A 25,141-nucleotide genomic window follows, 5' to 3' on the forward strand; every position below is an offset into this window, starting at 1 on the left:
GTGCTGGTGTCCCGGAGAGGGGTCGAACCTCCAACCTTCCCCTTAGGAGGGGGACGCTCTATCCAATTGAGCTACCGGGACAATCGGGTCGGCATGTTAACCACCGACAAGCGATTTGTCATGCCACCGCCACCGGCGCGGTCCATAATTTTGCCGTCAGCCGGAGAATCACCATGACCACAGACGACGGCGCCCTGCCCGATTCCCCCTTCGCCACCTTCGATGTGCGCGTCGCCACGGCCGAGGATGCGGCGTCCCTCGCTCCGCTGCTGCAGCAACTGGGTGCGCGCGATCCGCTACCCGATACCGCCCTGCTCGCGCTCGCCCTGAGCAACCAGCAGCCCTCGCGGGTGACGCTGATCGCCGAGCGCGACGGAGCCTTGCTCGGCACCTGCACCCTGCACCTGATCGAACACATCGCCCACGGCTTTGCCCGCTCGGCGATCCTCGAGGACATGGTGGTGGACAGCCGCGCACGCGGCCAGGGCATCGGCCAGGCACTGATCGGCCGGGCCGTGGAATGGGCGCGGGACTGGAAGTGCTACAAGCTGGCGCTCTCCAGTCATCAGGACCGGGAAATGGCGCACCGATTCTATGCGGCGATGGGCTTCGCGCCCCATGGCGTCAGCCTGTCGCTGAGCCTGGACTGACCTCAGCTGGCCTGGGCGTCCGGCGGGGCGAGCAGGTCCAGCAGGTGGCCGACCGTGACATCCAGCGACACCGAGTTGTCCAGCTCCACCAGCGGCCCGGGCAGGCCATCGGCGAAGTGCGCATTGCGCGCCAGGCGCTCCTCGATTTCCGCCAGCGTCTCCCGCCCGCGCTTGAGCAGGCGCTGGCGCAGTACCTGCGCATCGACCTTCAGCAGCACCGCGATCAGCCGCGGATAACGACGCCGAGCCTCGGGCAGGTACTTGCGCGAACCATTGACCAGCACGTCATGGCCGGCGGCGAGCCAGTCGTCCATCTCGCGGGGAATGCCGTAATGCAGGCCATTGGCGCGCCAGCTCATGGCAAAGGCCCCGGAGCGCTCCAGATCGGTGAATTCGTCGACGCTCACCGAATGCGCCTCTTCACCCCGCGCCTCGGCGGAACGGGTGATGACGCGCCGGACTATCCGGCAATCCATCGCGGCCAGCGGAGCGCTGGCGGCCTGCAACACGCTGTCCTTGCCGGAACCCGAAGGGCCCATCAGGAAAATCAGTCTGCCTGGGGTCATGAGACTCTCGGTGCGCCGGCGGCTCGGCGCTACTTCAATTCTGATCCGCGGGGCGGATAATACTCCGAGCCTTGTGCGATATCAGTGAAATCCCGATATCGATGCCCGCCCGCTCCCTCCGCTCCTGACTCACCCCCAGCGCTGTGCCATCATGGCAATCCGCGACGAAGTGCCCTCATCAAGCCGCCCAACGGCAGGCAGGCGCTCGGTACATATCGACTACGCTGACGGGAACGGGCACTTCGCCAGCTTTCCCTTCAATTCCCATCCAAAGAAGGGTCTGCCTAGGCGGTCTCATTTCGGACGATTGGTGCTGGCATTTAGCCTGCACACGAGACACAATATGCCGAAGGTTTGACGTCAAGTTATTGAATATTTTTCAAAAGCTTTGACGACGCGCTGAACGGCCACTGGAAATCGCTGTCAAAGGGCCTGAACGAACGCTGACCCATGGCATCGGCCTCCCTGACTTACAGGTTTAAAGTATGCGCCCATTGAAACAGGCAACCCCCTCCTACTCCAGCCGTACCGCTGACAAGTTCGTCGTACGTCTGCCCGAAGGCATGCGTGAGCGTATCGCCGACGTCGCTCGCAGCCACCACCGCAGCATGAACTCCGAGATCATTGCGCGTCTCGAACAGAGCCTGCTGCAGGAAGGTGCCCTGCAGGACAACCTGGGCATCCGCCTGGACAGCCCGGAGCTCAGCCTGCACGAACGCGAACTGCTGCAGCGCTTCCGCCAGCTGACCCACCGCCAGCAGAACGCCCTGATCGCCCTGATCGCGCACGATGCCGAGATGGCACAGAACGACGCCTGATTCGTTCGCGACAGTCGAAACAGCCGGCCCTGAGCCGGCTTTTTCATGCCCGCGATTTCGTACCTGCCGCTCAGGACGCCGGGCACAAAAAAGCCGCCTCGCGGGCGGCTTTTCGGCGGAGCTGGCGTTACATCAGGAACAGCGTGGCCAGCCCGAGGAAGATGAAGAAGCCGCCGCTGTCAGTCATGGCGGTAATCATCACGCTGGAGCCCATGGCCGGGTCGCGCCCCAGGCGCAGCAGCGTCATCGGGATCAGCACCCCCATCATGGCTGCCAGCAGCAGGTTCAACGTCATGGCGCCGGTCATCACCGCGCCCAGTTCCCAGTTGCCATACAGGTAGAAGGCGACCAGGCCGATCACCCCACCCCACAGCAGGCCATTCACCAGCGCCACGCCCAGCTCCTTGCGCAGCAGGCGGTTGGCGCTGCTGGTCTGGATCTGGTCCAGTGCCATGGCGCGGACGATCATGGTGATGGTCTGGTTGCCGGAGTTACCGCCAATGCCGGCCACGATGGGCATCAGCGCCGCCAGCGCCACCAGTTTCTCGATGGAGCCCTCGAACAGGCCGATCACCCGCGAGGCGATGAAGGCAGTGACCAGGTTAGTGGCCAGCCACGCCCAGCGGTTGCCAACCGACTTCCAGACCGAGGCGAAGATGTCTTCCTCTTCGCGCAGACCGGCCATGTTGAGGACTTCGCTTTCGCTTTCCTCGCGGATCAGGTCGACCATCTCGTCGATGGTCAGACGGCCGATGAGCTTGCCGTTCTTGTCCACCACCGGGGCGGAAATCAGGTCGTAACGCTCGAAGGCCTGGGCGGCATCGTAGCCGTCCTCGTCAGGGCTGAAGGTCACCGGGTCGGTGGCCATGACTTCGGCCACGTCCTTGTCCGGGTCGTTCACCAGCAGGCGCTTGATCGGCAGCACACCCTTGAGCACGCCGTCGTAGTCGACCACGAAGAGCTTGTCGGTATGGCCCGGCAGTTCCTTCAGGCGGCGCAGGTAGCGCAGCACCACTTCCAGGCTGACGTCGTCGCGGATGGTGACCATCTCGAAGTCCATCAGCGCGCCGACCTGGTCTTCCTCGTACGACAGCGCCGAACGCACGCGCTCGCGCTGCTGCTGATCGAGGGTTTCCATCAGCTCGTGGACTACATCGCGCGGCAATTCCGGCGCGAGGTCCGCGAGTTCGTCGGCGTCCATGTCCCTGGCCGCGGCGAGGATCTCGTGATCGTCCATGTCGGCGATCAGGGTTTCCCGCACGGAGTCGGACACTTCGAGGAGGATGTCGCCGTCGCGCTCGGCCTTGACCAGTTGCCAGACCGTCAGGCGGTCATCCAGCGGAAGGGATTCGAGGATGTGGGCGATGTCGGCCGGGTGCAGCTCTTCCAGCTTGCGCTGGAGTTCCGCCAGGTTCTGGCGGTGCACGAGGTTTTCGACGAGGTCTTGATGCTGGCCTTCCTGACGGTGCGTCAGGTCTTCCATCAGCTTGTGCTTGTGCAGCAGGTCGACCACCTGGTTGAGGCGGTCCTGCAGGCTTTCCTGCGGCTTCTTGGCTTCTACTTCGGTCATAGCACGCTCCACCCCCAGTGGCAGAACGGGCCAGAGGGGATCAATACATCAGGTCGTGTGTACGCAATCGGGGTTCTGAGTAACTACTGGGTAAGTCCATGGTGGTGTCCCATGCGCCCATCGAGGGCAGATGCGGGAAATGATAACACTCCGGGGTGTATTAGGCGTTACAAAATGGCGGCCAGAACAATCGCTTGCAGGCGAAAGTTCAGCGCTGAATCACTGCCCGGTTCGACGCCCGAAAGCTCCCACAGGACACCCGGCTCCGACTGACAATTTCCACTCCTAGGCTGCAGGCAGGCCCGCCATCACGGAGCAAACCATGCGCCTGCCCACCCTGCTCTGCTCACTCCTGATTCCACTGGTTCCGACCAGCGAGGCGGCCTCGGTGTTCCGCTGCACGGCGGCCGACGGCAGCGTGCTGTTCAGTCAGTATGGCTGCCCCACGGAAAGGCAGCAGGAAATCCAGGAAGCGAACAACCCCACACCGGGCAGCGGCGAGCCGGTACCGATGGCGATCCCGCAGGAAACCGTGGCACAGAAACCCGGGGCGCGCAGCAAGGGCCAGGGCAAGGAAGCCGAGCGCGAGTCCGTCGTGGTCGTCGGCGAACAGCAGAACGGCTGCGGCAACCGCGTCACCGGCAGCGCACGGCGCAAGGCGATCATCGAGGGGCGCGTAAGGACGGGAATGACGCGCAGAGACGTGGAGAGTGCGCTGGGGAGGCCCGACAGGACCAGCCAGCACAACGAGACGCTGCGCTATCACTACGAGGCGGACAAGCAGCACGGCGCACGTACCGTGACCTTTGACGAGGATGGTTGCGTGATGGGCAAGGCGAAACGCTGATTACGCCGCCCATGTTTTTCGAATGGAAGCTTTTTTGCAGGCAAAGAAAAAGGGCCTGCATTTCTGCAGGCCCTTTCGTATATGGCGCACTCAGGAGGATTCGAACCTCCGACCGCTCGGTTCGTAGCCGAGTACTCTATCCAGCTGAGCTATGAGTGCGTCGTTGGCAAAGTTTAACCAGATTCACCAACTGGTTGCAGCTAATGGCCTTTCAGCCCTTTCGCCACTGAAGCCCCGCTTTCGCGTTGCCTCTTATATGGCGCACTCAGGAGGATTCGAACCTCCGACCGCTCGGTTCGTAGCCGAGTACTCTATCCAGCTGAGCTATGAGTGCGCTGATGAGGGCGCAAATTCTAGGGCGATTTTTCCGACCTGTCAACAAGATTTTTCAATCTTTTCAGTCACTTACGTAACCGGACAACTCATCGCACCAGAGGATGCAATGGCGGAGAGGGGGGGATTCGAACCCCCGACACCCTTTTGAGGTGTACTCCCTTAGCAGGGGAGCGCCTTCGGCCACTCGGCCACCTCTCCGCAACACGGGGCGCATGATATCCATGTTTTCCCCGTTTGCAAAGAAAAATTTTAGAAAAATTAATGGTTTGGTTCTTGGTCTTTCTCTTTCTGGATGCGCTGGTAGATTTCCTCACGGTGCACAGCAACTTCCTTCGGCGCATTCACACCGATACGCACCTGATTACCTTTGACGCCCAGTACAGTCACGGTGACGTCATCACCGACCATCAGGGTCTCTCCGACCCGGCGTGTCAGAATCAGCATTCCTTTCTCCTTACGTGTTACGGGATAAGCAGTCTGCAAAAAAAGAAATGGTGGCAGATTCGTATAGATCAAGTGCGCGAATCCTTCACCCAAGTATTGACCAGTCCTGCCGGAAAGAAAGTTCCTGACAGCCGGTCAAAAACGACAAAAGGCGCGGGGTAGCCGCGCCTTTCGGTAAATCCCGCCTTACTCGCCCTGTCGGGCCGGGGCGTCGAGTTCGAAAGCGGTGTGCAGGGCACGGACCGCCAACTCGAGGTACTTCTCTTCGATGACCACGGAAACCTTGATTTCCGAAGTGGAGATCATCTGGATGTTGATGGTCTCCTTGGCCAGGGCCTCGAACATGCGGCTGGCGACACCGGCGTGGGAACGCATGCCGACACCGACGATGGAAACCTTGGCGATGTTGGTGTCGCCGGTAGCTTCGCGCGCACCGATGGTGGTGGCGGTCTGCTTGAGGATTTCCAGGGCGGCCTGGTAGTCGTTGCGGTGCACGGTGAAGGTGAAGTCGGTGGTGTTATCGTGCGCGACGTTCTGCACGATCATGTCGACTTCTACATTGGCGGCACTGATCGGGCCGAGAATCTTGAAAGCAACGCCGGGGGTATCCGGTACGCCACGGATGGTCAGCTTGGCTTCGTCGCGGTTGAAGGCGATGCCGGAGATGATCGGCTGTTCCATGGATTCCTCTTCATCAAGGGTAATGAGGGTGCCCGGACCCTCCTGGAAGCTGTGCAGCACGCGCAGCGGGACGTTGTACTTGCCGGCGAATTCCACCGAGCGGATCTGCAGCACCTTGGAGCCGAGGCTGGCCATTTCCAGCATCTCTTCGAAGGTGATCTTGTCCAGGCGACGCGCCTGCGGCACGACGCGCGGGTCGGTGGTGTAGACGCCATCGACGTCGGTGTAGATCTGGCACTCGTCGGCCTTCAGTGCCGCCGCCAGGGCTACGCCGGTGGTGTCGGAACCGCCACGGCCGAGGGTAGTGATGTTGCCCTGCTCGTCCACCCCCTGGAAGCCTGCGACCACAACCACACGGCCGGCTTTCAGATCTGCGCGAATGTTCGCATCGTCGATGCTCAGAATACGCGCCTTGGTGTGTGAACTGTCGGTCAGGATACGGACCTGATTACCGGTGTAGGAAACGGCCGGCACGCCGCGTTTCATCAGCGCCATGCTCAGCAGGGCGATGGTCACCTGCTCGCCGGTGGAAACCATCACATCCAGCTCGCGCGGAATCGGCTGGTCCATAATCTGTTTCGCCAGACCAATCAGGCGGTTGGTCTCGCCGCTCATGGCGGACACCACCACGACGATGTCGTCGCCCGCTTCACGGAATTTCTTCACCTTCTCGGCTACCTGCTCGATTCTCTCGACGGTGCCGACGGAGGTCCCTCCAAACTTCTGTACGATCAAAGCCATTTCAAAAGCCGCCTGATTCCTGAAGGGCGCCCATTTAACATGCATCACCGCATGCTGCCAAGGCCCGCCGGACGCGCTGCGGGCCCCGTATTTCAGGGCCTTTAGAGGCCCTGTTCGACAAACTTGACTGCCAGCGCCAGAGCTTCGTCCAGCTTGCCGGCATCGACGCCACCGCCCTGGGCCATGTCCGGGCGACCACCGCCCTTCCCGCCCACGGCCGCAGCGGCCTGCTTCATCAGATCGCCCGCTTTCAGCCTGGCGGTCAGGTCCTGGGTCACGCCGGCGACCAGCACGACCTTCTCTTCGAACACGCCGCCCAGCAGGATCACGCCACTGCCCAGCTTGTTCTTCAGTTGGTCGACCAGCGCCAGCAGCGCCTTGCCGTCCAGCCCGTCGAGACGCGAGGACAGCACCTTCACGCTACCGACTTCCACGGCGGAGCCCGCCAGGTCGTCGCCGGCCGCGCTGGCGGCCTTGGCCTTGAGCTGCTCCAGCTCCTTTTCCAGCTGACGGTTGCGCTCGATCAGACTGGAGAGCTTGTCCAGCAGGTTGTCGCGACTGCCCTTGACCAGGCCGGCCGCTTCCTTGAGCTGTTCTTCGGCGCCGTTGAGGTAGGCCAGTGCAGCGCCGCCGGTGACTGCTTCGATACGGCGTACGCCGGAAGCCACACCGCCTTCGCTGGTGATCTTGAACAGGCCGATGTCGCCGGTGCGGGACACGTGGGTGCCGCCGCACAGCTCGACGGAGAACTTGCCGCCCATGCTCAGCACGCGCACCTGATCACCGTACTTCTCGCCGAACAGCGCCATGGCGCCCTTGTTCTTGGCGGACTCGATGTCGGTCTCTTCGGTCTCGACCTCGGAGTTCTTGCGGATTTCGGCGTTGACGATGTCTTCCAGCTGCTTCAGCTGCTCGGGCTTGATCGCCTCGAAGTGGCTGAAGTCGAAGCGCAGGCGCTGGCTGTCGACCAGCGAGCCCTTCTGCTGCACGTGATCGCCCAGTACCTGACGCAGCGCGGCGTGCAGCAGGTGGGTAGCCGAGTGGTTCAGCGCGGTGGCCTGGCGCACGGAAGCGTCGACTTCGGCCTTCACGGCAGCACCGACGGTCAGGCTGCCCTGGGCAACCACGCCGTGGTGCAGGTGAGCGCCGCCGGCCTTGGTGGTGTCGCGCACGTCGAAGCGCACGCCGGCACCCTGCAGGTAGCCGCTGTCACCGACCTGGCCACCGGACTCGGCGTAGAACGGAGTCTGGTCGAGGACGACCACACCCTCCTCGCCTTCACCCAGCTGTTCGACGGCCTTGCCGTCCTTGAACAGGGCGATGATCTGGCCGGCGCCGGAAACGCCCTGGTAGCCGAGGAAGCGGGTGTCGCCCTCCACTTTCACCAGGCTGTTGTAGTCCATGCCGAAGGCGCTGGCGGAACGGGCACGCTCGCGCTGGGCCTCCATCTCGCGCTCGAAGCCTTCCTCGTCGAGGGTCAGGCTGCGCTCGCGGGCGATGTCGTTGGTCAGGTCCACCGGGAAGCCGTAGGTGTCGTACAGCTTGAACACCACGTTGCCGGGAATGACGCTGCCCTTGAGCTCGGACAGGTCCTGCTCGAGGATCTTCAGGCCCTGCTCCAGGGTCTTGGCGAACTGCTCTTCTTCGGTCTTCAGTACGCGCTCAATGTGCGCCTGCTGCTGCTTGAGCTCGACGAAGGCTTCGCCCATCTCGCCAACCAGGGCGGCGACGATCTTGTGGAAGAAGGTGCCCTTGGCGCCCAGCTTGTTACCGTGGCGGCAGGCGCGACGGATGATGCGGCGCAGCACATAGCCGCGGCCTTCGTTGGACGGCAGCACGCCGTCGGCGATCAGGAAGCCGCAGGAGCGGATGTGGTCGGCAACCACTTTCAGCGACGGTGCGTCGTCGTTGGCGCAACCGATGGCGTCGGCCGAGGCCTTCAGCAGGCTCTGGAACAGGTCGATCTCGTAGTTCGAGTGGACGTGCTGCAGCACGGCGCTGATGCGCTCCAGGCCCATGCCGGTGTCCACGCTCGGCGCCGGCAGCGGGTGCATGACACCGTCCGCGGTGCGGTTGAACTGCATGAAGACGTTGTTCCAGATCTCGATGTAGCGATCGCCGTCTTCTTCCGGCGAGCCGGGCGGGCCACCCCAGATGTCGGCGCCGTGATCGAAGAATATCTCGGTGCACGGGCCGCACGGACCGGTGTCGCCCATCGCCCAGAAGTTGTCCGAAGCGTAGGGAGCACCCTTGTTGTCACCGATGCGGACCATGCGTTCGGCCGGAATGCCGACCTCTTTGGTCCAGATGTCGTAGGCCTCGTCATCGCTGGCGTAGACGGTGACCCAGAGCTTTTCCTTGGGCAGGTTCAGCCACTTGTCCGAGGTCAGGAATTCCCAGGCGTAGGTGATGGCGTCGCGCTTGAAATAGTCGCCGAAGCTGAAGTTGCCCAGCATTTCGAAGAAGGTGTGATGGCGCGCGGTGTAACCGACGTTTTCCAGGTCGTTGTGCTTGCCGCCGGCACGCACGCACTTCTGGCTGGTGGTGGCGCGGGTGTAGGCGCGCTTTTCCAGACCCAGGAAGCAATCCTTGAACTGGTTCATGCCTGCGTTGGTGAACAGCAGGGTCGGGTCGTTCGCAGGGATCAGCGAACTGGACGCTACGCGGGTGTGCCCCTTCTCTTCGAAGAAGCGGAGGAAGGCTTCACGGATTTCAGCGCTTTTCATAGGTTCTTCCACGGAAAAATGCGGCCACGAATCGCCGGCAAAGGGCCGCATTATATCGGCCCCGCATCAAGGTTGTAGTGTCTTTGCGCGATAGTTAACCCCTATCGCGCAATAATTTCTGTCAGGAACGACGAAAGGCGGCAAAAGCTTCGACGATACGCGGGATATCGGCGCTTTTCACATCGAGGTGGGTGACCAGGCGCAGGCGCGCCGCCGGGCTGACGCGAATGCCGCGCTCGGCGAGGTGTTCGCCCAGGGTACCGGCCTGCTCGCCGATGCCGACGTAGACCATGTTGGTCTGCACCGGTTCGATGGTGTAACCCAGTTCGCCCAGGCCACGGCCCAGCGCTTCGGCATGGGCGTGGTCCTCGGCCAGACGCTCGACCTGATGGTCCAGCGCATACAGCGCAGCAGCAGCCAGGCCGCCGGCCTGGCGCATGCCGCCGCCGACCATCTTGCGCAGCCGGCGCGCGCGACCGATCAGCTCGGCATCGCCGCAGAGCACCGACCCCACCGGCGCACCGAGACCCTTGGACAGGCACACCGAAACAGAGTCGAAGTGGCGGGTGATCTCGCAGGCGTCAACGCCCAGCTTCACCGCCGCGTTGTACAGGCGCGCGCCGTCCAGGTGCAGCGCCAGGCCGCGGCGGCGGGTCATTTCCCGTGCGGCGGCCAGATAGGCCAGCGGCAGTACCTTGCCCTGCATGGTGTTTTCCAGCGCCAGCAGGCGGGTGCGGGCGAAGTGGAAGTCGTCCTGCTTGATCGCCGCCTCGACCTTGGCCAGGTCCAGCGAGCCGTCGGCTTCGCCATCGATGGGCTGCGGCTGGATCGAGCCCAGTACCGCGGCGCCGCCACCTTCATATTTATAGGTGTGCGCCTGCTGGCCGACGATGTACTCGTCGCCCCGGCCACAATGGGCCATCAGGCCGAGCAGGTTGCTCATGGTGCCGGTGGGCACGAACAGCGCGGCGGCGAAGCCCAGGCGCTCGGCCAGGGTCGCTTCCAGGCGATTCACCGTCGGGTCTTCGCCGTAGACGTCATCGCCCAGTTCGGCCCGCGCCATCGCCTCGCGCATGCCGGCGGTGGGCAGGGTCACGGTGTCGCTGCGAAGGTCGATGATGGACATGGCAAGGCTCCTCGGGCATCAGGCGGAAAGGGCCGATGCTAAGCGCTCGCCAGAGGGGAAACAAGGCGCGCGATGGGCGCGCGCCGGGGAGATCAGAGCTCGGTGGGAACGACCAGGATGCCGGCACGCAGGCCGTTCTTCACCCGCGGGTTGGGGAAGATGATCCGCGCGCCCTGCTCTTCCACGATCCAGCGGGTACCGCCGATGTCCTCGGCGAGCAGGAAGCCGTGGTCCAGCTCGGTGAAGTTGTCCACCGCGTCGTCCAGGTGCAGGCGGAAGTGGTCACTGTGCTTGATCACTTCGCGGGAGACCGCGAACAGCTGCAGGCCGTCGAGCTGCGCGCCGTCCGCTTCCTGGCCGCTGATCACGCCCTGCAGCATGGCTTCGAGGCGATCCAGGTTCACCGCCTGGTTCTGCCCGAATGGCCGCGCCTTGCCCAGCTCCAGGGTAAACGCCTCGGCGCCGAGCTGACTGTAGGTGTAGGCGCTGAAAGTGATGCCCGGCTTGCTTTGCAGCAGTACCGCATCGATGCCGGCGCTGCGCAGGCGCGCCAGTTCGTCGCGGGAGTGCTCGCGGCCACTGGCCCAGGGGTAGAGCGCGAACTGCTCGATCTTCGAGCCACGGATGGCGGTGTGCAGGTCGTAATGCAGGCGCGAACGGCCCTCGCGGGCAAAGAACGCGGCAGCCAGACGCTCCAGCTCCGACGCACGCAGGGCCTCATTGCCGCTGCCCTCCTCGTGGCGACCGCAGAACAGGCGGTTGATATCCTGCTCCAGGTAACGCTCGCCACGGCGCATGGCCTCGGGGTTGCCGAGCAGGAACAACACCCGCGACGCCGGCTTCAGCTCGCCACGGGCGATGCGGTGCACCAGCCGGTCGAGCAGTTCGATGGGAGCGGTCTCGTTGCCGTGGATCCCTGCCGAGAGCAGCAGGTCGCGGCCATTGTCGCGCGCCACCGGCGGAGTGATTTCGAGGGCGCCTTCAGCCAGCCAGTGCAGACGGGTGCCGTCGGCGGTGAGCTGGATCTTTTCCGTCGGCTCACGGCCGGCGAGGGTCAGTTCGAGCAGTTTGCCCAGAGCTAGCATGCGGACGCCTCCATCATTCCCCGCGGCCGGAACGGCCGCGGACTCCGCGATCAGTGGTGATGGTCACATCCACAGTCTGGACCATGTTCGTGGACTTCGGCGGCTTCCAGTTCAAGGCTCAGGCCCAATTGGTTCACAGCCTGCGGACGCACCACCAGCAGCGGGATCTCGGCGTCGTCCTCATGGGAGTCGGCGTAGATCGTCAGGCCGCCCTTGCCGTCGGCCTCCAGCCACAGCTCGCGCCCTTCCAGGCGGATAGCCAGGCGCGCAGTGTGGGTCTCGCGGCGCTCGCCCTTGTTGTCTTCGAGAATCAGCGGGAGGCTTTCGGTCATGTCAGTCACTCAAATCTGCTGGAAGGGATAAACCGAGCCCAGTTTAAGGATCTGGCTCAATTCATCCAACGCCGTCCGGCACTCGACGAGCAGTTGCGGGTCGGCCAGGTCGGTTTCGGCCAGGCGATCGCGGTAGTGCTTGTCGACCCAGGTGACCAGGGTGTCGTGCAGGGTCGGGGTCATGATCACGCCCGGGTTGACCGCCGCCAGCTCGGCATCGTTCAGCGCCACGCGCAGGCGCAGGCAGGCGGGGCCGCCGCCGTTCTGCATGCTCTGCTTGAGGTCGAACACCTTCACCTCGCGGATCGGGCCGTCCTCGGCGGTCAGACGCGACAGGTAGCTCCAGACACGCTCGTTCTTGCGGCACTCCTCCGGGACGATCAGCAGCATGTTGCCGTCGGCGCGGGTGAGCAGCTGGCTGTTGAACAGGTAGGACTTCACCGCGTCCTCGACGGTGACCTGGTCGCGCGGCACGCACACGGCGCGGAAGCGGCCGCCACGGCGGCCGAGTTTGTCGTGCAGCTCGGCGAGCACGCGCTCGGTGTCAAGGAAGGCGTCTTCGTGGTGGAACAGCACTTCGCCGTTGCCGACCGCGATCACGTCGTTGTGGAACACGCCCTGGTCGATCACCGCCGGGTTCTGCTGGGCGTAGACCACGCCGTCATCGCTCAGGCCGTGCAGGCGGGCGACCGCCTGGCAGGCTTCCAGGGTCTGCCGCGCCGGGTAGCGCTGCGGTGCCGGGAAGCGGCTGTCGAAGGCGCTGCGGCCGAACACGAAGAACTCGACACCGGCTTCGCCATAGGATTTGCAGAAACGCGTGTGGTTGGCCGCGCCCTCGTCGCCGAACTGGGCGACTGCCGGCAGAGCGGCGTGGTGGGCGAAGTGTTTCTCGTCGTTGAACATCGCGGCGAGGATGCGGCTGGTCTGCGGATGCTCGATGGAACGGTGGAACTTGCAGTTCAGGTTGGCTGCGGTGAAGTGCACGCGGCCATCGGCGGTGTCGGCACCGGGGCTGACGGTGGCAGCGTTGGCCGTCCACATGCAGGACGCCGAGCTGACCGCAGCGAGCAGCGGCATGGCGTCTTTCGCGGCCTTGGCGACCACCTCGGCATCAGTGCCGGAGAAGCCCAGGGCGCGCAGCGAGGCAACGGCCGGGCGTTCCTGCGGGGCGAATACGCCCTGCTTGAAGCCCATCTCCATCAGCGCCTTCATCTTCGACAGGCCCTGCTTCGCCGCTTCGCGCGGGTTGGACGCCGCCTGGCTGTTGCTCTGCGAGGCGACGTTGCCGTAGGACAGGCCGCCATAGTTGTGCGTCGGCCCGACCAGACCGTCGAAGTTCATCTCATAGGCGGTCATCACAGGCTCACTCCCGGAGTCAGGGTTGCAGGCAGGCTCAGGCTGTCGCTTTCCAGCGAGGCGACCGGGTACGCGCAGTAGTCGGCGGCGTAGTAGGCGCTCGGGCGATGGTTGCCGGAGGCGCCGATACCGCCGAACGGTGCGCTGCTGGCGGCACCGGTCAGCTGCTTGTTCCAGTTGACGATGCCGGCGCGGCTTTCGATGAGGAAGTCCTCATAGCGCTCGCGTGAGTCCGACAGCAGGCCGGCAGCCAGTCCGTACTGGGTGGCGTTGGCTTCGCGCACGGCGGCGTCGAAGTCGGCGTAGCGGATCACCTGCAGCAGCGGGCCGAAGAACTCTTCGTCCGGGCGCTCGCTGACGGCGGTCACGTCGAGGATGCCGGGGGTCAGCAGCGCGGCGGTGGCCAGCGGCTGGGTCATCGCCAGCAACGGCTTGGCGCCCTTGGTCAGCAGTTGCTCCTGGGCCTTGATCAGGTGCTCGGCGGCGGCCAGGGAGATCACCGAGCCCATGAAGGGCGCCGGTTGCTCATCGAAAGCGCCGACCTTGATGGTCGAGGCCACGGCCACCAGACGCTCGATCAACGCGTCGCCCCAGGCGCCCTGCGGCACCAGCAGGCGGCGGGCGCAGGTGCAGCGCTGGCCGGCAGAAATGAAGGCGGACTGGATGATGGTGTAGACGGCGGCGTCCACGTCCTTCACTTCGTCGACGATCAGCGGGTTGTTGCCGCCCATCTCCAGCGCCAGGATCTTCTGCGGACGACCGCCGAACTGGCTGTGCAGCAGGTTGCCGGTGCGGCTGGAGCCGGTGAAGAACAGGCCGTCGATGTCGTCATTGCCAGCCAGTGCCACGCCGGTATCGCGGGCGCCCTGCACCAGGTTGATCACGCCGGCAGGAATGCCCGACTCGATCCAGGCCTGCAGGGTCAGCTCGGCGACCTTCGGGGTCAGCTCGCTGGGCTTGAACACCACGGCATTGCCTGCCAGCAGCGCCGGCACGATGTGACCGTTGGGCAGGTGGCCGGGGAAGTTGTAGGGGCCGAATACGGCGACCACGCCATGGGGCTTGTGGCGCAGTACGGCGGTGGCGTCGGCCAGCGGGCCGCTCTTCTCACCCGTGCGTTCACGGAAGGCCTGGACCGAGATGGCGACCTTGTTGACCATGCTGGTCACTTCGGTGGCGGCTTCCCACAGCGGCTTGCCAGTTTCCTCGCCAATGGCGCGGGCCATTTCCTCGGAACGGCCCTTGAGGGCGGCGGCGAAGCGCTCCAGCACGGCGATGCGCTCCTCCACCGGGCGACGGGCCCAGGCCGGGAAGGCATGGCGCGCAGCGGCAACGGCGGCGGCAACCTGCGGCTGCGAAGCGGCACGGCCGGACCAGACCACGGTCTGGCTGACCGGGCACAGCGATTCCAGAGGCTCGCCTTCGCCTGCCAGCCACTGGCCGGCAATGTAGTGGGTATTCATCATCAGGCTCCCCTGACGCCGGGCGGCGTCAGTTGCGTTTTCCGGAGAGAGGCACCGCGCGGACCGAAGCCCCGGCGGACAGGCGCAGGCGCTTGGCGGTCTGCGCATCGACCACCAGCGAGCCGGCGGCCAGGCGCGCGGGCGCGGCGGTGATGCGGCACTCCTCGCGCTTGCGGTTGTGGATCAGGAAAGGCTCGGCGTCGTCGCCCGGCGTGCCGATGGCCAGCACCAGGTTCTGGCTGTCGGCGATGGCGCGGATCTTCTCGGTCGGCGCCTCGATGGCCGGGCCGGCGTCGAAGATGTCGACGTAGCCCTGGTAGCTGAAGCCCTCGGCCTTGAGCATCGCCAGTGCCGGCTCGGTGTCCGCGTGGACGCGACCGATCACCTCCCGCGCATCCTCGGAAAGGAAGCAGCTGTAGAGCGGGAACTTGGGCATCAGCTCGGCGATGAAAGCCTTGTTGCCCACGCCGGTCAGGTAGTCGGCCTGGCTGAATTCCATCTTGAAGAAGTGCCGGCCCAGGCTTTCCCAGAACGGCGAGCGCCCGGCGGCGTCGGACATGCCGCGCATCTCGGCGATCACCTTGTCACCGAAGAGTTCGCGGAACTCGGCAATGAACAGGAAGCGCGCCTTGGACAGCAGACGACCGTTCAGGCCGGCGCGGTGGTCGGCATGCAGGAACAGCGAGCACAGCTCGGACTGCCCGGTGAGGTCGTTGGCCAGGAACAGCGTGGGAATCTCGCGGTGGATGCCCAGCTCCTGGGAGGCGCTGACGGTCAGGCCGACACGGTAGTTGTACCAGGGCTCGCGCAGGCCGACGGCACCAGCCACGGCAGAGATACCGACGACCTTGCCTTCGTCGTTTTCCAGCACGAACAGGTAGTCGGCGTCGGCGCGCTCGGCCTCACCACGGAAGGCCTTCTCGGCCCAGTTCACGCGGTGCTGCAGGCGCTGCTCGTTGGCCGGCAGCGTGGTCAGACCGGTGCCGGTACTGCGCGCCAGGTCAAACAGAGCCGGCAGGTCGGCGCTGGTTACGGGACGGACGATCATGCTCTCTCCCCTCAGATCGCAACCAGGCGCACGCTGGCGCCCTCGCCGATGCCCAGGGCATCGGCGGTTTCCTGGTTCAGGGTGACGGGCTTGCCCGGCACCCAGTCGAGTTCGGCGACAATGGCGCGGAAATCCTGCAACTGGCCGTTGGTGACCAGATAACTGCGGCTCCCATGACCCGACGCGCCGATGCGCACCGGCACCTGGCGACTCTGGGCGATGGAGCGGATATTCGAAGTGCGCGCGTGCAGCGCCGGGCCGCCATCGAAGATATCCACGTAGTTCTCGGACTCGAAGCCGTCGCGCATCAGGATGTCGAAGGTGATCTGTGCACGCGGATGCACCTGCCCCATGGCCTCCTGCGCCTCATCCGGCAGCAGCGGTACGTAGATCGGGTAGTGCGGCATCAGCTCGGCGAGGAAGGTGCGGCTCTTCAGGCCGGACAGCTTTTCGGCCTCGGTGTAGTCGAGGTCGAAGAAGTTGCGCCCGATGGCGTTCCAGAACGGCGACTGGCCCTGCTCGTCGCTGTAGCCGACGATCTCCACCACCACCGCGTCGGCGAAGCGCTCCGGATGGCTGGCCATGAACAGCAGTCGGCCTCGGGAGTTGAGCTCGGCGATCGGCGTGTTCACCAGCTCGCGCTCGACGTAGAAGCTGGTCAGCAGGCTGTTGCCGGTGAGGTCATGGCACAGCGAGAGGACGTGGATCTTGTTGTGGATCTTCAGCTCGCGGGAAGCGTGCACGAAGGTCTCGTTGCGGAAGCTGTAGAACGGCTCGGAAAAGCCCGCAGACGCAACGATGGCCGAGCAGCCGACCAGGCGGCCAGTCTCGCTGTCCTCGAGCACGAAGAAGTAACTCTCTTCACCGTTGAAGCTCACTTCGGCGGCGAACGAGGCCTCCGAGGCGAGGATCTTCTCGCGCAGGCGTTCCGCGTCGTCCGGCAGCGACGTGACGCCGACCGGGCTGTCCGCGGCGAGACGCTGCACTTGCTGCAGGTCGGCCACTTGGGCGGGGCGCATCACCAGCATGGCGTCACTCCTCTAACCAGACAAAAATTGTGATTCTTGGTTGATGAATCATGGGCGCGACACGACCTGTGCCGCGCTCACAGGGGCATTCGAAGAACCGGCTGGGGCGATCCGGCCGGTTGAGCGGCGAGGCGTGTGCCCCGCCGGTTCAGCGTAGCCGGGGGATCAGCCGCGGGTCAGCTTGGCGATGGCGCGCTCGAGGCGATCCAGGCCCTCGTCGATGTCCGCGTCCGGGATCACCAGGCTGGGTGCGAAGCGCACCACGTCCGGGCCGGCCTGCAGGACCATGACGCCTTCCTTCTCGGCAGCGTTGAGCACGTCCTTGGCCTTGCCCTTGAAGGCATCGTTGAGCACCGCGCCGATCAGCATGCCCATGCCGCGCACCTGGGTGAAGATGCCGTACTCGGCGGCGATCTTCTCCAGGCGGACCTTGAAGCGCTCATGCTTGGCTTTCACGCCTGCGAGCACTTCCGGGGTATTGATCACGTCGAAGGCTGCACCGGCGACGGCGCACGCCAGCGGGTTGCCGCCGTAGGTGGTGCCGTGGGTGCCGACGACCAGGTGCTCGGCGATCTTCGCGGTGGTCAGCATGGCGCCGATCGGGAAGCCGCCGCCCAGGCCCTTGGCGCTGGAGAGGATGTCCGGGTTCACGCCGTAGTACTGGTGGGCGTAGAGGTAGCCGATACGACCGAAGCCGCTCTGCACTTCATCGAAGATCAGCAGCGCGTTGTTCTCGTCGCACAGCTTGCGCACGCCTTCCAGGTAGGCCTGGTCGGCCGGCAGCACGCCGCTCTCGCCCTGCACCGGCTCGATGATCACGGCGCAGGTCTTGTCGGAGATGGCGGCCTTCAGGGCTTCCAGGTCGTTGAACGGGATGTGGGTGATGCCTTCGACCTTCGGGCCGAAACCATCGGAGTACTTGGCCTGGCCACCGACGTTGACGGTGAACAGGGTACGGCCGTGGAAGCTGTTGACCATCGAGATGATCTCGTACTTTTCGGGGCCGTAGACGTCGTGGGCGTAGCGGCGCGCCAGCTTCAGCGCGGCCTCGTTGGCCTCGGCGCCGGAGTTGGCGAAGAACACGCGCTCGGCGAAGGTGGCGTCGATCAGCTTCTTGGCCAGGCGCAGGGCCGGCTCGTTGGTGAAGACGTTGGAGACGTGCCAGATCTTGCCGGCCTGCTCGGTCAGCGCCTGCATCAGCGCCGGATGGCCATGACCCAGAGAACTGACCGCGATGCCGCCGGCGAAGTCCACCAGCTCTCGGCCGCTCTGATCCCAGACTCGGGAACCCTCGCCACGCACCGGAATGAAGGCAGCCGGCGAATAGTTGGGAACCATGACCTGGTCGAAGTCGGAGCGTTGGACCTGAGCTTGCGGAGCGGACATCGGTGTTCTCCTGCCTGGTTGAGGCGGCTATCGATGAATGGATTGTAGGGACGAACAGCGGGTCGTCATTGCCGCCATGCGACAACTTGTTATAGCGCCAACCCGCGAATTGCCGAGGCTTACGGAAATGCGACAGAAAGCGTCGGGAAGGCGCAGTGTAAGGCCTGCGGCCTGCTGCGGGTACAAGGAGGCGTGGAATTTGTTCGCTGCGCGAACGAACGGTCGGAAACCAGGCTGAGAGCGGATTTTCGCAGGAACGAGGGGGCGCCCAGCCCTCGCTCACGAACTGCTTTGCACCGACGCACCCGGCAGGATCGTTCGCGAGCAAGCTCGCTCCTACAAAGGGCCGCTCAGACTCGTAGGGCGCATAACGCGCCAGCGTTATCCGCCGCAACCACAGCGGCGGATAACCTGTTCCAGGTTACTCGCCCTACGCGAAGCGCAGCATCAGCCGCGCTCAGTGGCCACCGGTGCGGCTTCGGCGGCGCTCTGGCCGCGGCGCTGGTTGCGGTCTTCGCGCGGGGTCACGCCGAAGAAGTTGCGGTAGGCGCTGGAGAAGTGCGGGCCGCTGGAGAAGCCACAGGACAGGCCGATCTGGATGATCGACTTGCTGGTCTGCATGAGCATCTGCCGCGCGCGGTTCAGGCGCAGCTCCAGGTAGTACTGGCTGGGCACGCGGGTCAGGTACTGTTTGAAGATGCGCTCCAGCTGGCGGCGCGAGACGCAGACGTGCTGGGCGATCTCGTCGGTGGTCAGCGGCTCCTCGATGTTCGCCTCCATCAGCAGCACCGCCTGGGTGAGCTTCGGGTGACTGGAGCCGAGGCGGTTCTTCAGCGGGATACGCTGGCGTTCGGAGCCTTCGCGGATGCGCTCCACCACCAGTTCTTCGGAAACCGCGCCAGCCAGTTCCGCACCATGGTCGCGGGACAGCACGGCCAGCAGCAGATCGAGCACCGCCATGCCGCCGCAGGCGCTCAGGCGATCACGGTCCCACTCGAACAGGTGGTTGGTGGCGATGACCTTGGGATAACGCTCGGTGAAGTCGTCGTGCCAGCGCCAGTGCACGGCGGCGCGATAACCGTCGAGCAGGCCCAGTTGCGCCAGCGGGTAGATGCCGGCGGACAGCGCGCCGATGCTTACACCGCTGCGCGAAAGTTGCTTGAGCGCGGCGGCCAGCGGCGCGGGGACCGTCTGCGGAATCTCGTCGGCGACCAGGAAGATGCGCTGGCATTGCTCCAGCGCACCATTCCAGGCCTGCCCCGGCAGGCGCCAGCCATCGGCCTCGGCCACCGGCTCGGCGCTCATGAACACCGGTTCGTAGAGCGCTTCGGGGTGCAGCCGGCGGGCGACCCGCAGGGCCTCCTCGGCCAGACCGAGGGTCAGCGCCCGCGTGTGCGGCCAGAGGAGGAATCCGATGCGTTGTGCGGTCATGCGATCAGGTCACCAGGCGACTGTAACGGACAGCTTACTTCAAGCTGCCGGAAAGGAACTGCTTGAGGCGTTCGGATTGCGGATTGGCCAGGACTTCCTTCGGGCAGCCCGCCTCTTCCACCAACCCCTTGTGCAGGAACACCAGCTGGTTGGAGACCTCGCGGGCGAAGCCCATCTCGTGGGTCACCACCACCATGGTGCGGCCTTCCTGGGCCAGGTCCTGCATCACGCGCAGGACTTCGCCGACCAGCTCGGGGTCGAGCGCCGAGGTCGGTTCGTCGAACAGCATCACTTCCGGCTCGACCGCCAGCGCACGGGCGATGGCCACGCGCTGCTGCTCACCACCGGACATGTGCGCCGGGTAGGCATCCTTGCGGTGCGCCACGCCGACTTTCGCCAGGTAATGCTCGGCCTTCTCCAGCGCCTCCTTCTTCGACACGCCCAGCACGTGGACCGGCGCCTCGATGACGTTCTCCAGGGCGCTCATGTGCGACCACAGGTTGAAGTGCTGGAACACCATCGACAGGCGCGAACGCATGCGCTGCAGCTGTTTGGCGTCAGCGGCCTTGAGGGCGCCGTCCTTGTTCGGGGTGAGCTTGAGCTCCTCGCCGTTGAGCAGGATCTTGCCGGCGTGGGGCTGCTCCAGCAGGTTGATGCAGCGCAGGAAAGTACTCTTGCCCGAGCCGGAGGAGCCGATGATGCTGATCACGTCGCCCGCTTTCGCCGCCAGGGAGACGCCCTTGAGCACCTCGTGGGTGCCGTAGCGCTTGTGCAGGTCCTGGATTTCCAGTTTGTACATGGTGTCGGTTCTCGAATTCAGTCGTTGATCAGCCGGCCCTTGCGGAACGGCTCACGCCCGGCCACCTTGGCCAGCCAAAGCCCTGGCTGGGCGTAGCGCCCACGCTCGATGGCGAACAACACGCCGGAAGTCCCGGCGCGCACGGTGCTGACCAGATCGTTCAGCGGGTCGACCACTTCGAACAGTGCGTCGCCCTTCTCCACCCACTCCCCCGCCTTGCGCAGGAAACTCACCACGCCAACGTGGGGTGCGTAGAGGTATTCGGTGCCTTCGAAGGGCATGCCTTCGCAGCATTCGGCCGGCGCCGCCGGCCAGTCGCCGGCGATCAGGCCCTGCTCGGCGAGGAAGCCGAGGATGGCTTCGGCGTTGGCCTGCCCCTGGTCGACGCGGGTATCACCCACGCCACCGAGCTCGACGGTGGTCGCCAGGCAGGCCAACGGGATTGCCGCCTGCGGGAAGGCCTGAGCCAGGCGCAACCAGGGCAGCGAGCAGGATTCGTCGAAGGAGCTGCCGCCGGAATCTTCGGCGAGCAGCGCGACGCCTGCCTTCAGGCGCGCGGCCAGGGACTTCCAGCGCGGCCAGTGCTGCGGGATCGCGTAGACATGGATGGCGGCATCAAAGTCGCAGTGCAGATCGAGCACCACCTCGGCATCGCAGGCGTGGCGCAGCAGGATGCGCTGCATGCCCTGCAGCTCGGACGAAGCCGGCGGCAGCGCGTCGAGACCGTCGCGCATGGCCTGGCGGATCAGCTCGACGTTGGCGGCTTCATCGGCTCCTAGCTGGTCGCCGACACGCTCGGCAACCAGAGCCGACAGCTCGACGAAATCGCGGTTGAAGTTCTTCCCACTGTTGAACTCGAAACGACCCAGGTGGCTGGCCTGCAGGGTCTGGCCCAGGCCGATGGGGTTGGCCACCGGCACCAGCTCGACGACGCAGTTCAGCTGCCCGCGCGACTCCAGGTCAGCCAGGCGCTGCTTGAGTTCCCAGGCGGTGCGCATGCCCGGCAGCTCGTCGGCGTGCAGGCTGGACTGGATGTAGACCTTGCGCGGGCCCTTGCCATAGCGGAATACGCTCAGGCGGCGCTCGCTACCCAGGCTGCTCCACGGCAGCAGATGATCGATACGTTCCACGGTGTATTCCTCAGTGCTTGCGCGGCGCGAGATAGGCCAGCCAGCGGCGTTCGGCCAGCTTGAACAGGCGCACCAGGGTAAAGGTCATGATCAGGTAGAAGATGCCGGCGGTGATGAAGGCCTCGAACGGCAGGTAGTACTGCGAGTACACGGTGCGCGCGGCGCCGGTGATGTCCACCAGGGTGACGATGGACGCAAGGCTGGTGGTCTGCAGCATCATGATCACTTCGTTGCTGTACTGCGGCAGCGCACGGCGCAGGGCCGAAGGCAGCAGGATGCGGCGGTACAGCTTGATCCGCGACATGCCCATGGCCTTGGCCGCCTCGATCTCGCCATGCGGAGTGGCGCGGATGCTGCCGGCGAGAATCTCGGCGGTGTAGGCGCTGGTGTTGATGGCAAAAGCGGCGCAAGCGCAGAAAGTGGCGTTGGACAGCAGCGGCCACATCGCGCTTTCACGCACGAACTCGAATTGCGCCAGGCCGTAGTAGATGAGGAACAGCTGCACCAGCATCGGAGTGCCGCGGATGACATAGGTGTAGAGCCAGGCTGGCAGGTTCACCGCCGGGTTCTTCGAGCAGCGCATCAGCGCCAGTGGCACCGCCGCCAGCAGACCGAAGAACAGCGAGATCGCCAACAGCTTGAGGGTCACCAGCAGGCCGCTGAAGTAGAGCGGCAGGCTGTCCCAGATGACGGTGTAATCAAAGATCATGCGAGGGCTCCCGGACTCAAAGCTCGGCGACTTTCACGCCGACCGAATAGCGGCGTTCGAGCATGCGCAGCAGCACCAGGGAGACGCTGGTGACCACCAGGTACAGCGCCGCCACGGCAAGGAAATAGGTGAAGGGTTCGCGGGTGGCATCCGAGGCCTGCTTGGCCTTGAACATCATGTCCTGCAGGCCGACCACGGAGATCAGCGCGGTGGCCTTGACCAGCACCAGCCAGTTGTTGGTGAAGCCGGGGATGGCCAGGCGGATCATCTGCGGCACCTGGATACGGAAGAACACCTGCAGCCCGCTCATGCCGTAGGCGAAGCCAGCCTCACCCTGCCCTTTCGGGATGGCCATGAAGGCGCCACGGAAGGTCTCGGACAGGTAAGCGCCGAAGATGAAGCCCAGGGTGCCGACACCGGAGGCGAAGGGGTTGAGGTCGATGTAGTCGTCATAGCCGACCATCGGCGCGATCCAGTTCACCACGGCCTGGCCGCCGTAGAAGATCAGCAGGATCAGCACGAGGTCCGGTACGCCGCGGATCACGGTGGAATAGAGGTCGCCGCACCAGGCCAGCCATTTCACCGGCGACAGGCGGATGGCTGCACCGAGCAGGCCCAGCGCGATCGCCAGGGCCATCGACAGCAGGGACAGCTGAAGCGTCAGCCAGGCACCATCGACGATGGTGGCTCCGTAGCCATTGAGCATAATTTCGTACCTCGTGAAACCGGACGCCGCCCGCAACGACACGGACGTTCAGGGCGAGCGCAGGTGCTGGCTCACCCTCAATAAAAAAGTGGCACAAACTTCAGGATCAGGCCTGGGTCTGTGCCACTTCTGGACGTGGATCAGTTCTCGCCGTAGACGTCGAACTTGAAGTACTTGTCCTGTACTTCCTTGTACTTGCCGTTGGCACGGATGCCGGCGATGGCCGTGTTGAATTTCTCGGCCAGGGCGGTATCACCCTTGCGCACGGCGATGCCGGCGCCACCACCGAAGTACTTCGGATCGTTGTATTCCGGACCTACGAAGGCGTAGCCCTTGCCGGCGTCGGTTTTCAGGAAGCCGTCGTCGAGGTTGACCGAGTCGGCCATGGTCGCGTCGATGCGGCCGGAGACCAGGTCCATGTTGGCTTCGTTCTGCGAGTTGTAGCGCACGACTTCGATGCCGGCCGGGGCCAGGACGTCGGTGGCGTAGCGGTCATGGGTGGAGGCGCGCAGCACACCGACCTTCTTGCCCTTCAGGTCCGCCAGCGGATCGTTCAGGGTCGCGCCTTCCTTCATCACGAAGCGCGCGGGGGTGTGGTAGTACTTGTTGGTGAAGTCGACGGACTTCTTGCGCTCGTCGGTGATGGTCATGGACGAGAGAATCGCGTCGATCTTGCGGACCTTCAGTGCCGGGATCAGGCCGTCGAACTCCTGCTCGACCCAGGTGCACTTGACCTTCATCTCTTCGCACAGGGCGTTGCCGATATCCACGTCGAAACCGGCGAGCTTGCCGTCGGGGGTCTTGAAGGAGAAAGGCGGATAGCCGGCTTCGATGCCGATGCGGACCGGCTTGTCGTCAGCGTGGGCAACCAGGGAAAGCGCGGACAGGGCCAGCGCACCGAGAAGTGCAAACTTCTTCATCAGTAACTCCTTCGAGGGTAGGACTTCGATTGGCAGGAGAAAGGGGTTGTCCCAGGCTGCCCGTGCAGAAGTGAAGGTTATTGTTCGTCTGCGCATTGCCGGCGCGATTCTTGTGAAAAGCGCGCCTACCGGGGTGAGCGGCATTCTAGCGACAGCCCCGGAGCGGTTATTTCTTCAATGCGACAAGTAATTATAGAAGCGCCGGAGACAGAGCTCCGGCAGCTTGACGGCGCGGATTTTACGTGATCCGAAAGCAGGTAGTAAAACCCAATTTACTTGCAGTAATTGGGCCATAAATATCAGAACCCAGACCCTGCGCGGGGTGCGCGATATTGACTCATTCTGCGCAGACAGAAAAGACGCACCGAGACTGTGCGAAATGTTTCCCGGCGCCTCATTTTGTCGCAGGGAAATGTTACCGGTGGGCAGGAAGCACACTGTAGGAGCGGGCCATGCCCGCGATCCGCCGGCAGGGCCGGCGCACGCCCTGGCTCGATTGTCCGCACGGGCTCCCCATGACGCTGCTTTGGCTTGGACATTTCTGCGCCGCATCGGTGTGCGCACGGATATTGTGTTTCGCCCCCTCGGGCGACCTACTTTGGAAAGACCCAAAGTAGGCAAAGGTCTCGCCCCTGGCATCCGGCTTTTCGCTTCGCGAAAAGTACCCGCGGTTCCTCGAAGTTCCAGGGGCCCGAACCAGGCGTCCCCCCACGAAGGGCCATCCCTGCCCCATCGCGGCTCTCGCGACATCCATGTCGCTCAACCCCTGAAACTCCGATCACCTTCGGCCTCCTGAAAGGGGCACTCGGCGTGTGCGGATAGTTCGCTGGAAGACATCAAGAGCCAAAGCCAAGGGCAGAGCGGTGCGGTACGGCATGGCTTTTCGCAGGAGCGGACCTTGTCCGCGAAATCCCTCGCGGCGGACTCCGCCGCCTTGGACTCTGTAACGCAACACGTAGGGCGCATAACCCGGAACGGGTTATCCGCCGATGCCACAACGGCGGATAACGCTGGCGCGTTATCCGCCCTACGATCTGTTCGCGAGCAAGCTCGCTCCTACACACCAGAGCGCTCTTCGTAGGAGCGACTTTGCTCGCGAACCGCATCCTGCCGGTGCTGGGATCGATGGGTATCGCTGCGCTCCACACCATCCTACGTTGATGCTCCAGGAGGGCTTCGGCGCGGGCGGGCCGGCATAAAAACGCAGCAATGAAAAACGCCCCGGCAAACGGGGCGTTTTTTA

Annotated in this window: 22 protein-coding genes and 4 tRNA genes; 3 read left to right on the forward strand and 23 right to left on the reverse strand. The window is 64.4% G+C overall.

Annotated elements, in window-relative coordinates; genetic code table 11:
• Nucleotides 1-4: 4 nt before the first annotated feature.
• Nucleotides 5-81: transfer RNA gene (locus J2T47_RS26695), tRNA-Arg, on the reverse strand.
• 92 nt (nucleotides 82-173) lie between these two features.
• Here J2T47_RS26695 and J2T47_RS26700 point away from each other — a divergent pair.
• Complete coding sequence (locus J2T47_RS26700) at nucleotides 174-650, forward strand: GNAT family N-acetyltransferase (RefSeq protein ID WP_253453423.1); 477 nt, start codon at nucleotides 174-176, stop codon at nucleotides 648-650.
• 2 nt (nucleotides 651-652) lie between these two features.
• On the opposite strand, the gene phnN is transcribed toward J2T47_RS26700, so the two are convergent.
• Nucleotides 653-1,216 (reverse strand): phosphonate metabolism protein/1,5-bisphosphokinase (PRPP-forming) PhnN, encoded by a 564-nt coding sequence (phnN, locus tag J2T47_RS26705; protein WP_253453425.1) that lies wholly within the window; start codon nucleotides 1,214-1,216, stop codon nucleotides 653-655.
• A 485-nt stretch (nucleotides 1,217-1,701) separates the two neighbouring features.
• Here phnN and amrZ point away from each other — a divergent pair, with 485 nt between their 5' ends.
• The gene (gene amrZ, locus J2T47_RS26710; protein WP_184593012.1) at nucleotides 1,702-2,034 is read left to right on the forward strand and encodes a transcriptional regulator AmrZ; all 333 of its coding nucleotides are present in this window, start codon (nucleotides 1,702-1,704) and stop codon (nucleotides 2,032-2,034) included.
• A gap of 127 nt (nucleotides 2,035-2,161) precedes the next feature.
• Here amrZ and mgtE read toward each other — a convergent pair whose 3' ends face one another.
• A complete protein-coding gene (gene mgtE / locus J2T47_RS26715; RefSeq protein ID WP_253453427.1) occupies nucleotides 2,162-3,604 on the reverse strand; it encodes a magnesium transporter in 1,443 nt (480 codons plus the stop codon).
• Between the two features lie 322 nt (nucleotides 3,605-3,926).
• On the opposite strand from mgtE, the gene bamE reads away from it, so the two are divergent.
• Nucleotides 3,927-4,451 carry an outer membrane protein assembly factor BamE domain-containing protein gene (gene bamE / locus J2T47_RS26720; protein ID WP_253453429.1) on the forward strand — a complete coding sequence of 175 codons (525 nt, stop codon included), beginning with the start codon at nucleotides 3,927-3,929 and terminating at the stop codon, nucleotides 4,449-4,451.
• Nucleotides 4,452-4,533: 82 nt separating this feature from the next.
• On the opposite strand, the gene J2T47_RS26725 is transcribed toward bamE, so the two are convergent.
• The 20 genes from J2T47_RS26725 to J2T47_RS26820 form a co-directional block, all read right to left on the reverse strand.
• Nucleotides 4,534-4,610, reverse strand: a tRNA-Arg gene (locus J2T47_RS26725).
• A 98-nt stretch (nucleotides 4,611-4,708) separates the two neighbouring features.
• Nucleotides 4,709-4,785 (reverse strand) — tRNA-Arg (locus J2T47_RS26730).
• A 109-nt stretch (nucleotides 4,786-4,894) separates the two neighbouring features.
• Nucleotides 4,895-4,985 (reverse strand) — tRNA-Ser (locus J2T47_RS26735).
• 60 nt (nucleotides 4,986-5,045) lie between these two features.
• Entirely contained in the window at nucleotides 5,046-5,231 is a 186-nt protein-coding gene (gene csrA, locus J2T47_RS26740; protein WP_003085981.1) for a carbon storage regulator CsrA, read from the reverse strand.
• Nucleotides 5,232-5,417: 186 nt separating this feature from the next.
• The gene (locus J2T47_RS26745; RefSeq protein WP_081517979.1) at nucleotides 5,418-6,653 is read right to left on the reverse strand and encodes an aspartate kinase; all 1,236 of its coding nucleotides are present in this window, start codon (nucleotides 6,651-6,653) and stop codon (nucleotides 5,418-5,420) included.
• A 101-nt stretch (nucleotides 6,654-6,754) separates the two neighbouring features.
• Nucleotides 6,755-9,379, reverse strand: coding sequence for an alanine--tRNA ligase (gene alaS, locus J2T47_RS26750; RefSeq protein ID WP_253453431.1), 2,625 nt, complete (start codon nucleotides 9,377-9,379; stop codon nucleotides 6,755-6,757).
• A gap of 121 nt (nucleotides 9,380-9,500) precedes the next feature.
• Complete coding sequence (gene ltaE, locus J2T47_RS26755) at nucleotides 9,501-10,505, reverse strand: low-specificity L-threonine aldolase (protein WP_253453433.1); 1,005 nt, start codon at nucleotides 10,503-10,505, stop codon at nucleotides 9,501-9,503.
• A 92-nt stretch (nucleotides 10,506-10,597) separates the two neighbouring features.
• Complete coding sequence (astE, locus tag J2T47_RS26760) at nucleotides 10,598-11,590, reverse strand: succinylglutamate desuccinylase (RefSeq protein ID WP_253453434.1); 993 nt, start codon at nucleotides 11,588-11,590, stop codon at nucleotides 10,598-10,600.
• A gap of 50 nt (nucleotides 11,591-11,640) precedes the next feature.
• Nucleotides 11,641-11,922 (reverse strand): GTPase, encoded by a 282-nt coding sequence (locus J2T47_RS26765; protein WP_026078911.1) that lies wholly within the window; start codon nucleotides 11,920-11,922, stop codon nucleotides 11,641-11,643.
• A gap of 9 nt (nucleotides 11,923-11,931) precedes the next feature.
• Nucleotides 11,932-13,278 carry an N-succinylarginine dihydrolase gene (astB, locus tag J2T47_RS26770; protein WP_253453436.1) on the reverse strand — a complete coding sequence of 449 codons (1,347 nt, stop codon included), beginning with the start codon at nucleotides 13,276-13,278 and terminating at the stop codon, nucleotides 11,932-11,934.
• Nucleotides 13,278-14,744, reverse strand: coding sequence for a succinylglutamate-semialdehyde dehydrogenase (astD, locus tag J2T47_RS26775; protein WP_253453438.1), 1,467 nt, complete (start codon nucleotides 14,742-14,744; stop codon nucleotides 13,278-13,280). The genes astB and astD overlap by 1 nt, the downstream gene beginning before the upstream one ends.
• A gap of 25 nt (nucleotides 14,745-14,769) precedes the next feature.
• Entirely contained in the window at nucleotides 14,770-15,789 is a 1,020-nt protein-coding gene (gene astA, locus J2T47_RS26780) for an arginine N-succinyltransferase (RefSeq protein ID WP_253453440.1), read from the reverse strand.
• Between the two features lie 11 nt (nucleotides 15,790-15,800).
• Nucleotides 15,801-16,817, reverse strand: a complete 1,017-nt coding sequence (gene aruF, locus J2T47_RS26785; RefSeq protein ID WP_184593037.1) for an arginine/ornithine succinyltransferase subunit alpha — start codon at nucleotides 16,815-16,817, stop codon at nucleotides 15,801-15,803.
• A 165-nt stretch (nucleotides 16,818-16,982) separates the two neighbouring features.
• Entirely contained in the window at nucleotides 16,983-18,203 is a 1,221-nt protein-coding gene (locus J2T47_RS26790) for an aspartate aminotransferase family protein (protein WP_138215126.1), read from the reverse strand.
• Nucleotides 18,204-18,650: 447 nt separating this feature from the next.
• Nucleotides 18,651-19,634, reverse strand: coding sequence for a transcriptional regulator ArgR (gene argR / locus J2T47_RS26795; protein ID WP_253453441.1), 984 nt, complete (start codon nucleotides 19,632-19,634; stop codon nucleotides 18,651-18,653).
• 34 nt (nucleotides 19,635-19,668) lie between these two features.
• Nucleotides 19,669-20,433 carry an arginine/ornithine transport ATP-binding protein AotP gene (aotP, locus tag J2T47_RS26800; protein ID WP_253453443.1) on the reverse strand — a complete coding sequence of 255 codons (765 nt, stop codon included), beginning with the start codon at nucleotides 20,431-20,433 and terminating at the stop codon, nucleotides 19,669-19,671.
• Between the two features lie 17 nt (nucleotides 20,434-20,450).
• Nucleotides 20,451-21,563: a succinylglutamate desuccinylase/aspartoacylase family protein gene (locus tag J2T47_RS26805; RefSeq protein WP_253453445.1), complete on the reverse strand. Its 1,113-nt coding sequence runs from the start codon at nucleotides 21,561-21,563 to the stop codon at nucleotides 20,451-20,453.
• Between the two features lie 10 nt (nucleotides 21,564-21,573).
• Nucleotides 21,574-22,272 (reverse strand): ABC transporter permease, encoded by a 699-nt coding sequence (locus J2T47_RS26810; protein WP_253453447.1) that lies wholly within the window; start codon nucleotides 22,270-22,272, stop codon nucleotides 21,574-21,576.
• Between the two features lie 16 nt (nucleotides 22,273-22,288).
• A complete protein-coding gene (locus tag J2T47_RS26815; protein WP_253453448.1) occupies nucleotides 22,289-22,978 on the reverse strand; it encodes an ABC transporter permease in 690 nt (229 codons plus the stop codon).
• Between the two features lie 140 nt (nucleotides 22,979-23,118).
• Nucleotides 23,119-23,898, reverse strand: coding sequence for an ABC transporter substrate-binding protein (locus J2T47_RS26820; protein ID WP_253453450.1), 780 nt, complete (start codon nucleotides 23,896-23,898; stop codon nucleotides 23,119-23,121).
• Nucleotides 23,899-25,141 lie beyond the last annotated feature (1,243 nt).

The sequence above is a fragment of the Pseudomonas nitroreducens genome (assembly GCF_024170165.1).
Lineage (GTDB): Bacteria > Pseudomonadota > Gammaproteobacteria > Pseudomonadales > Pseudomonadaceae > Pseudomonas > Pseudomonas nitroreducens_C.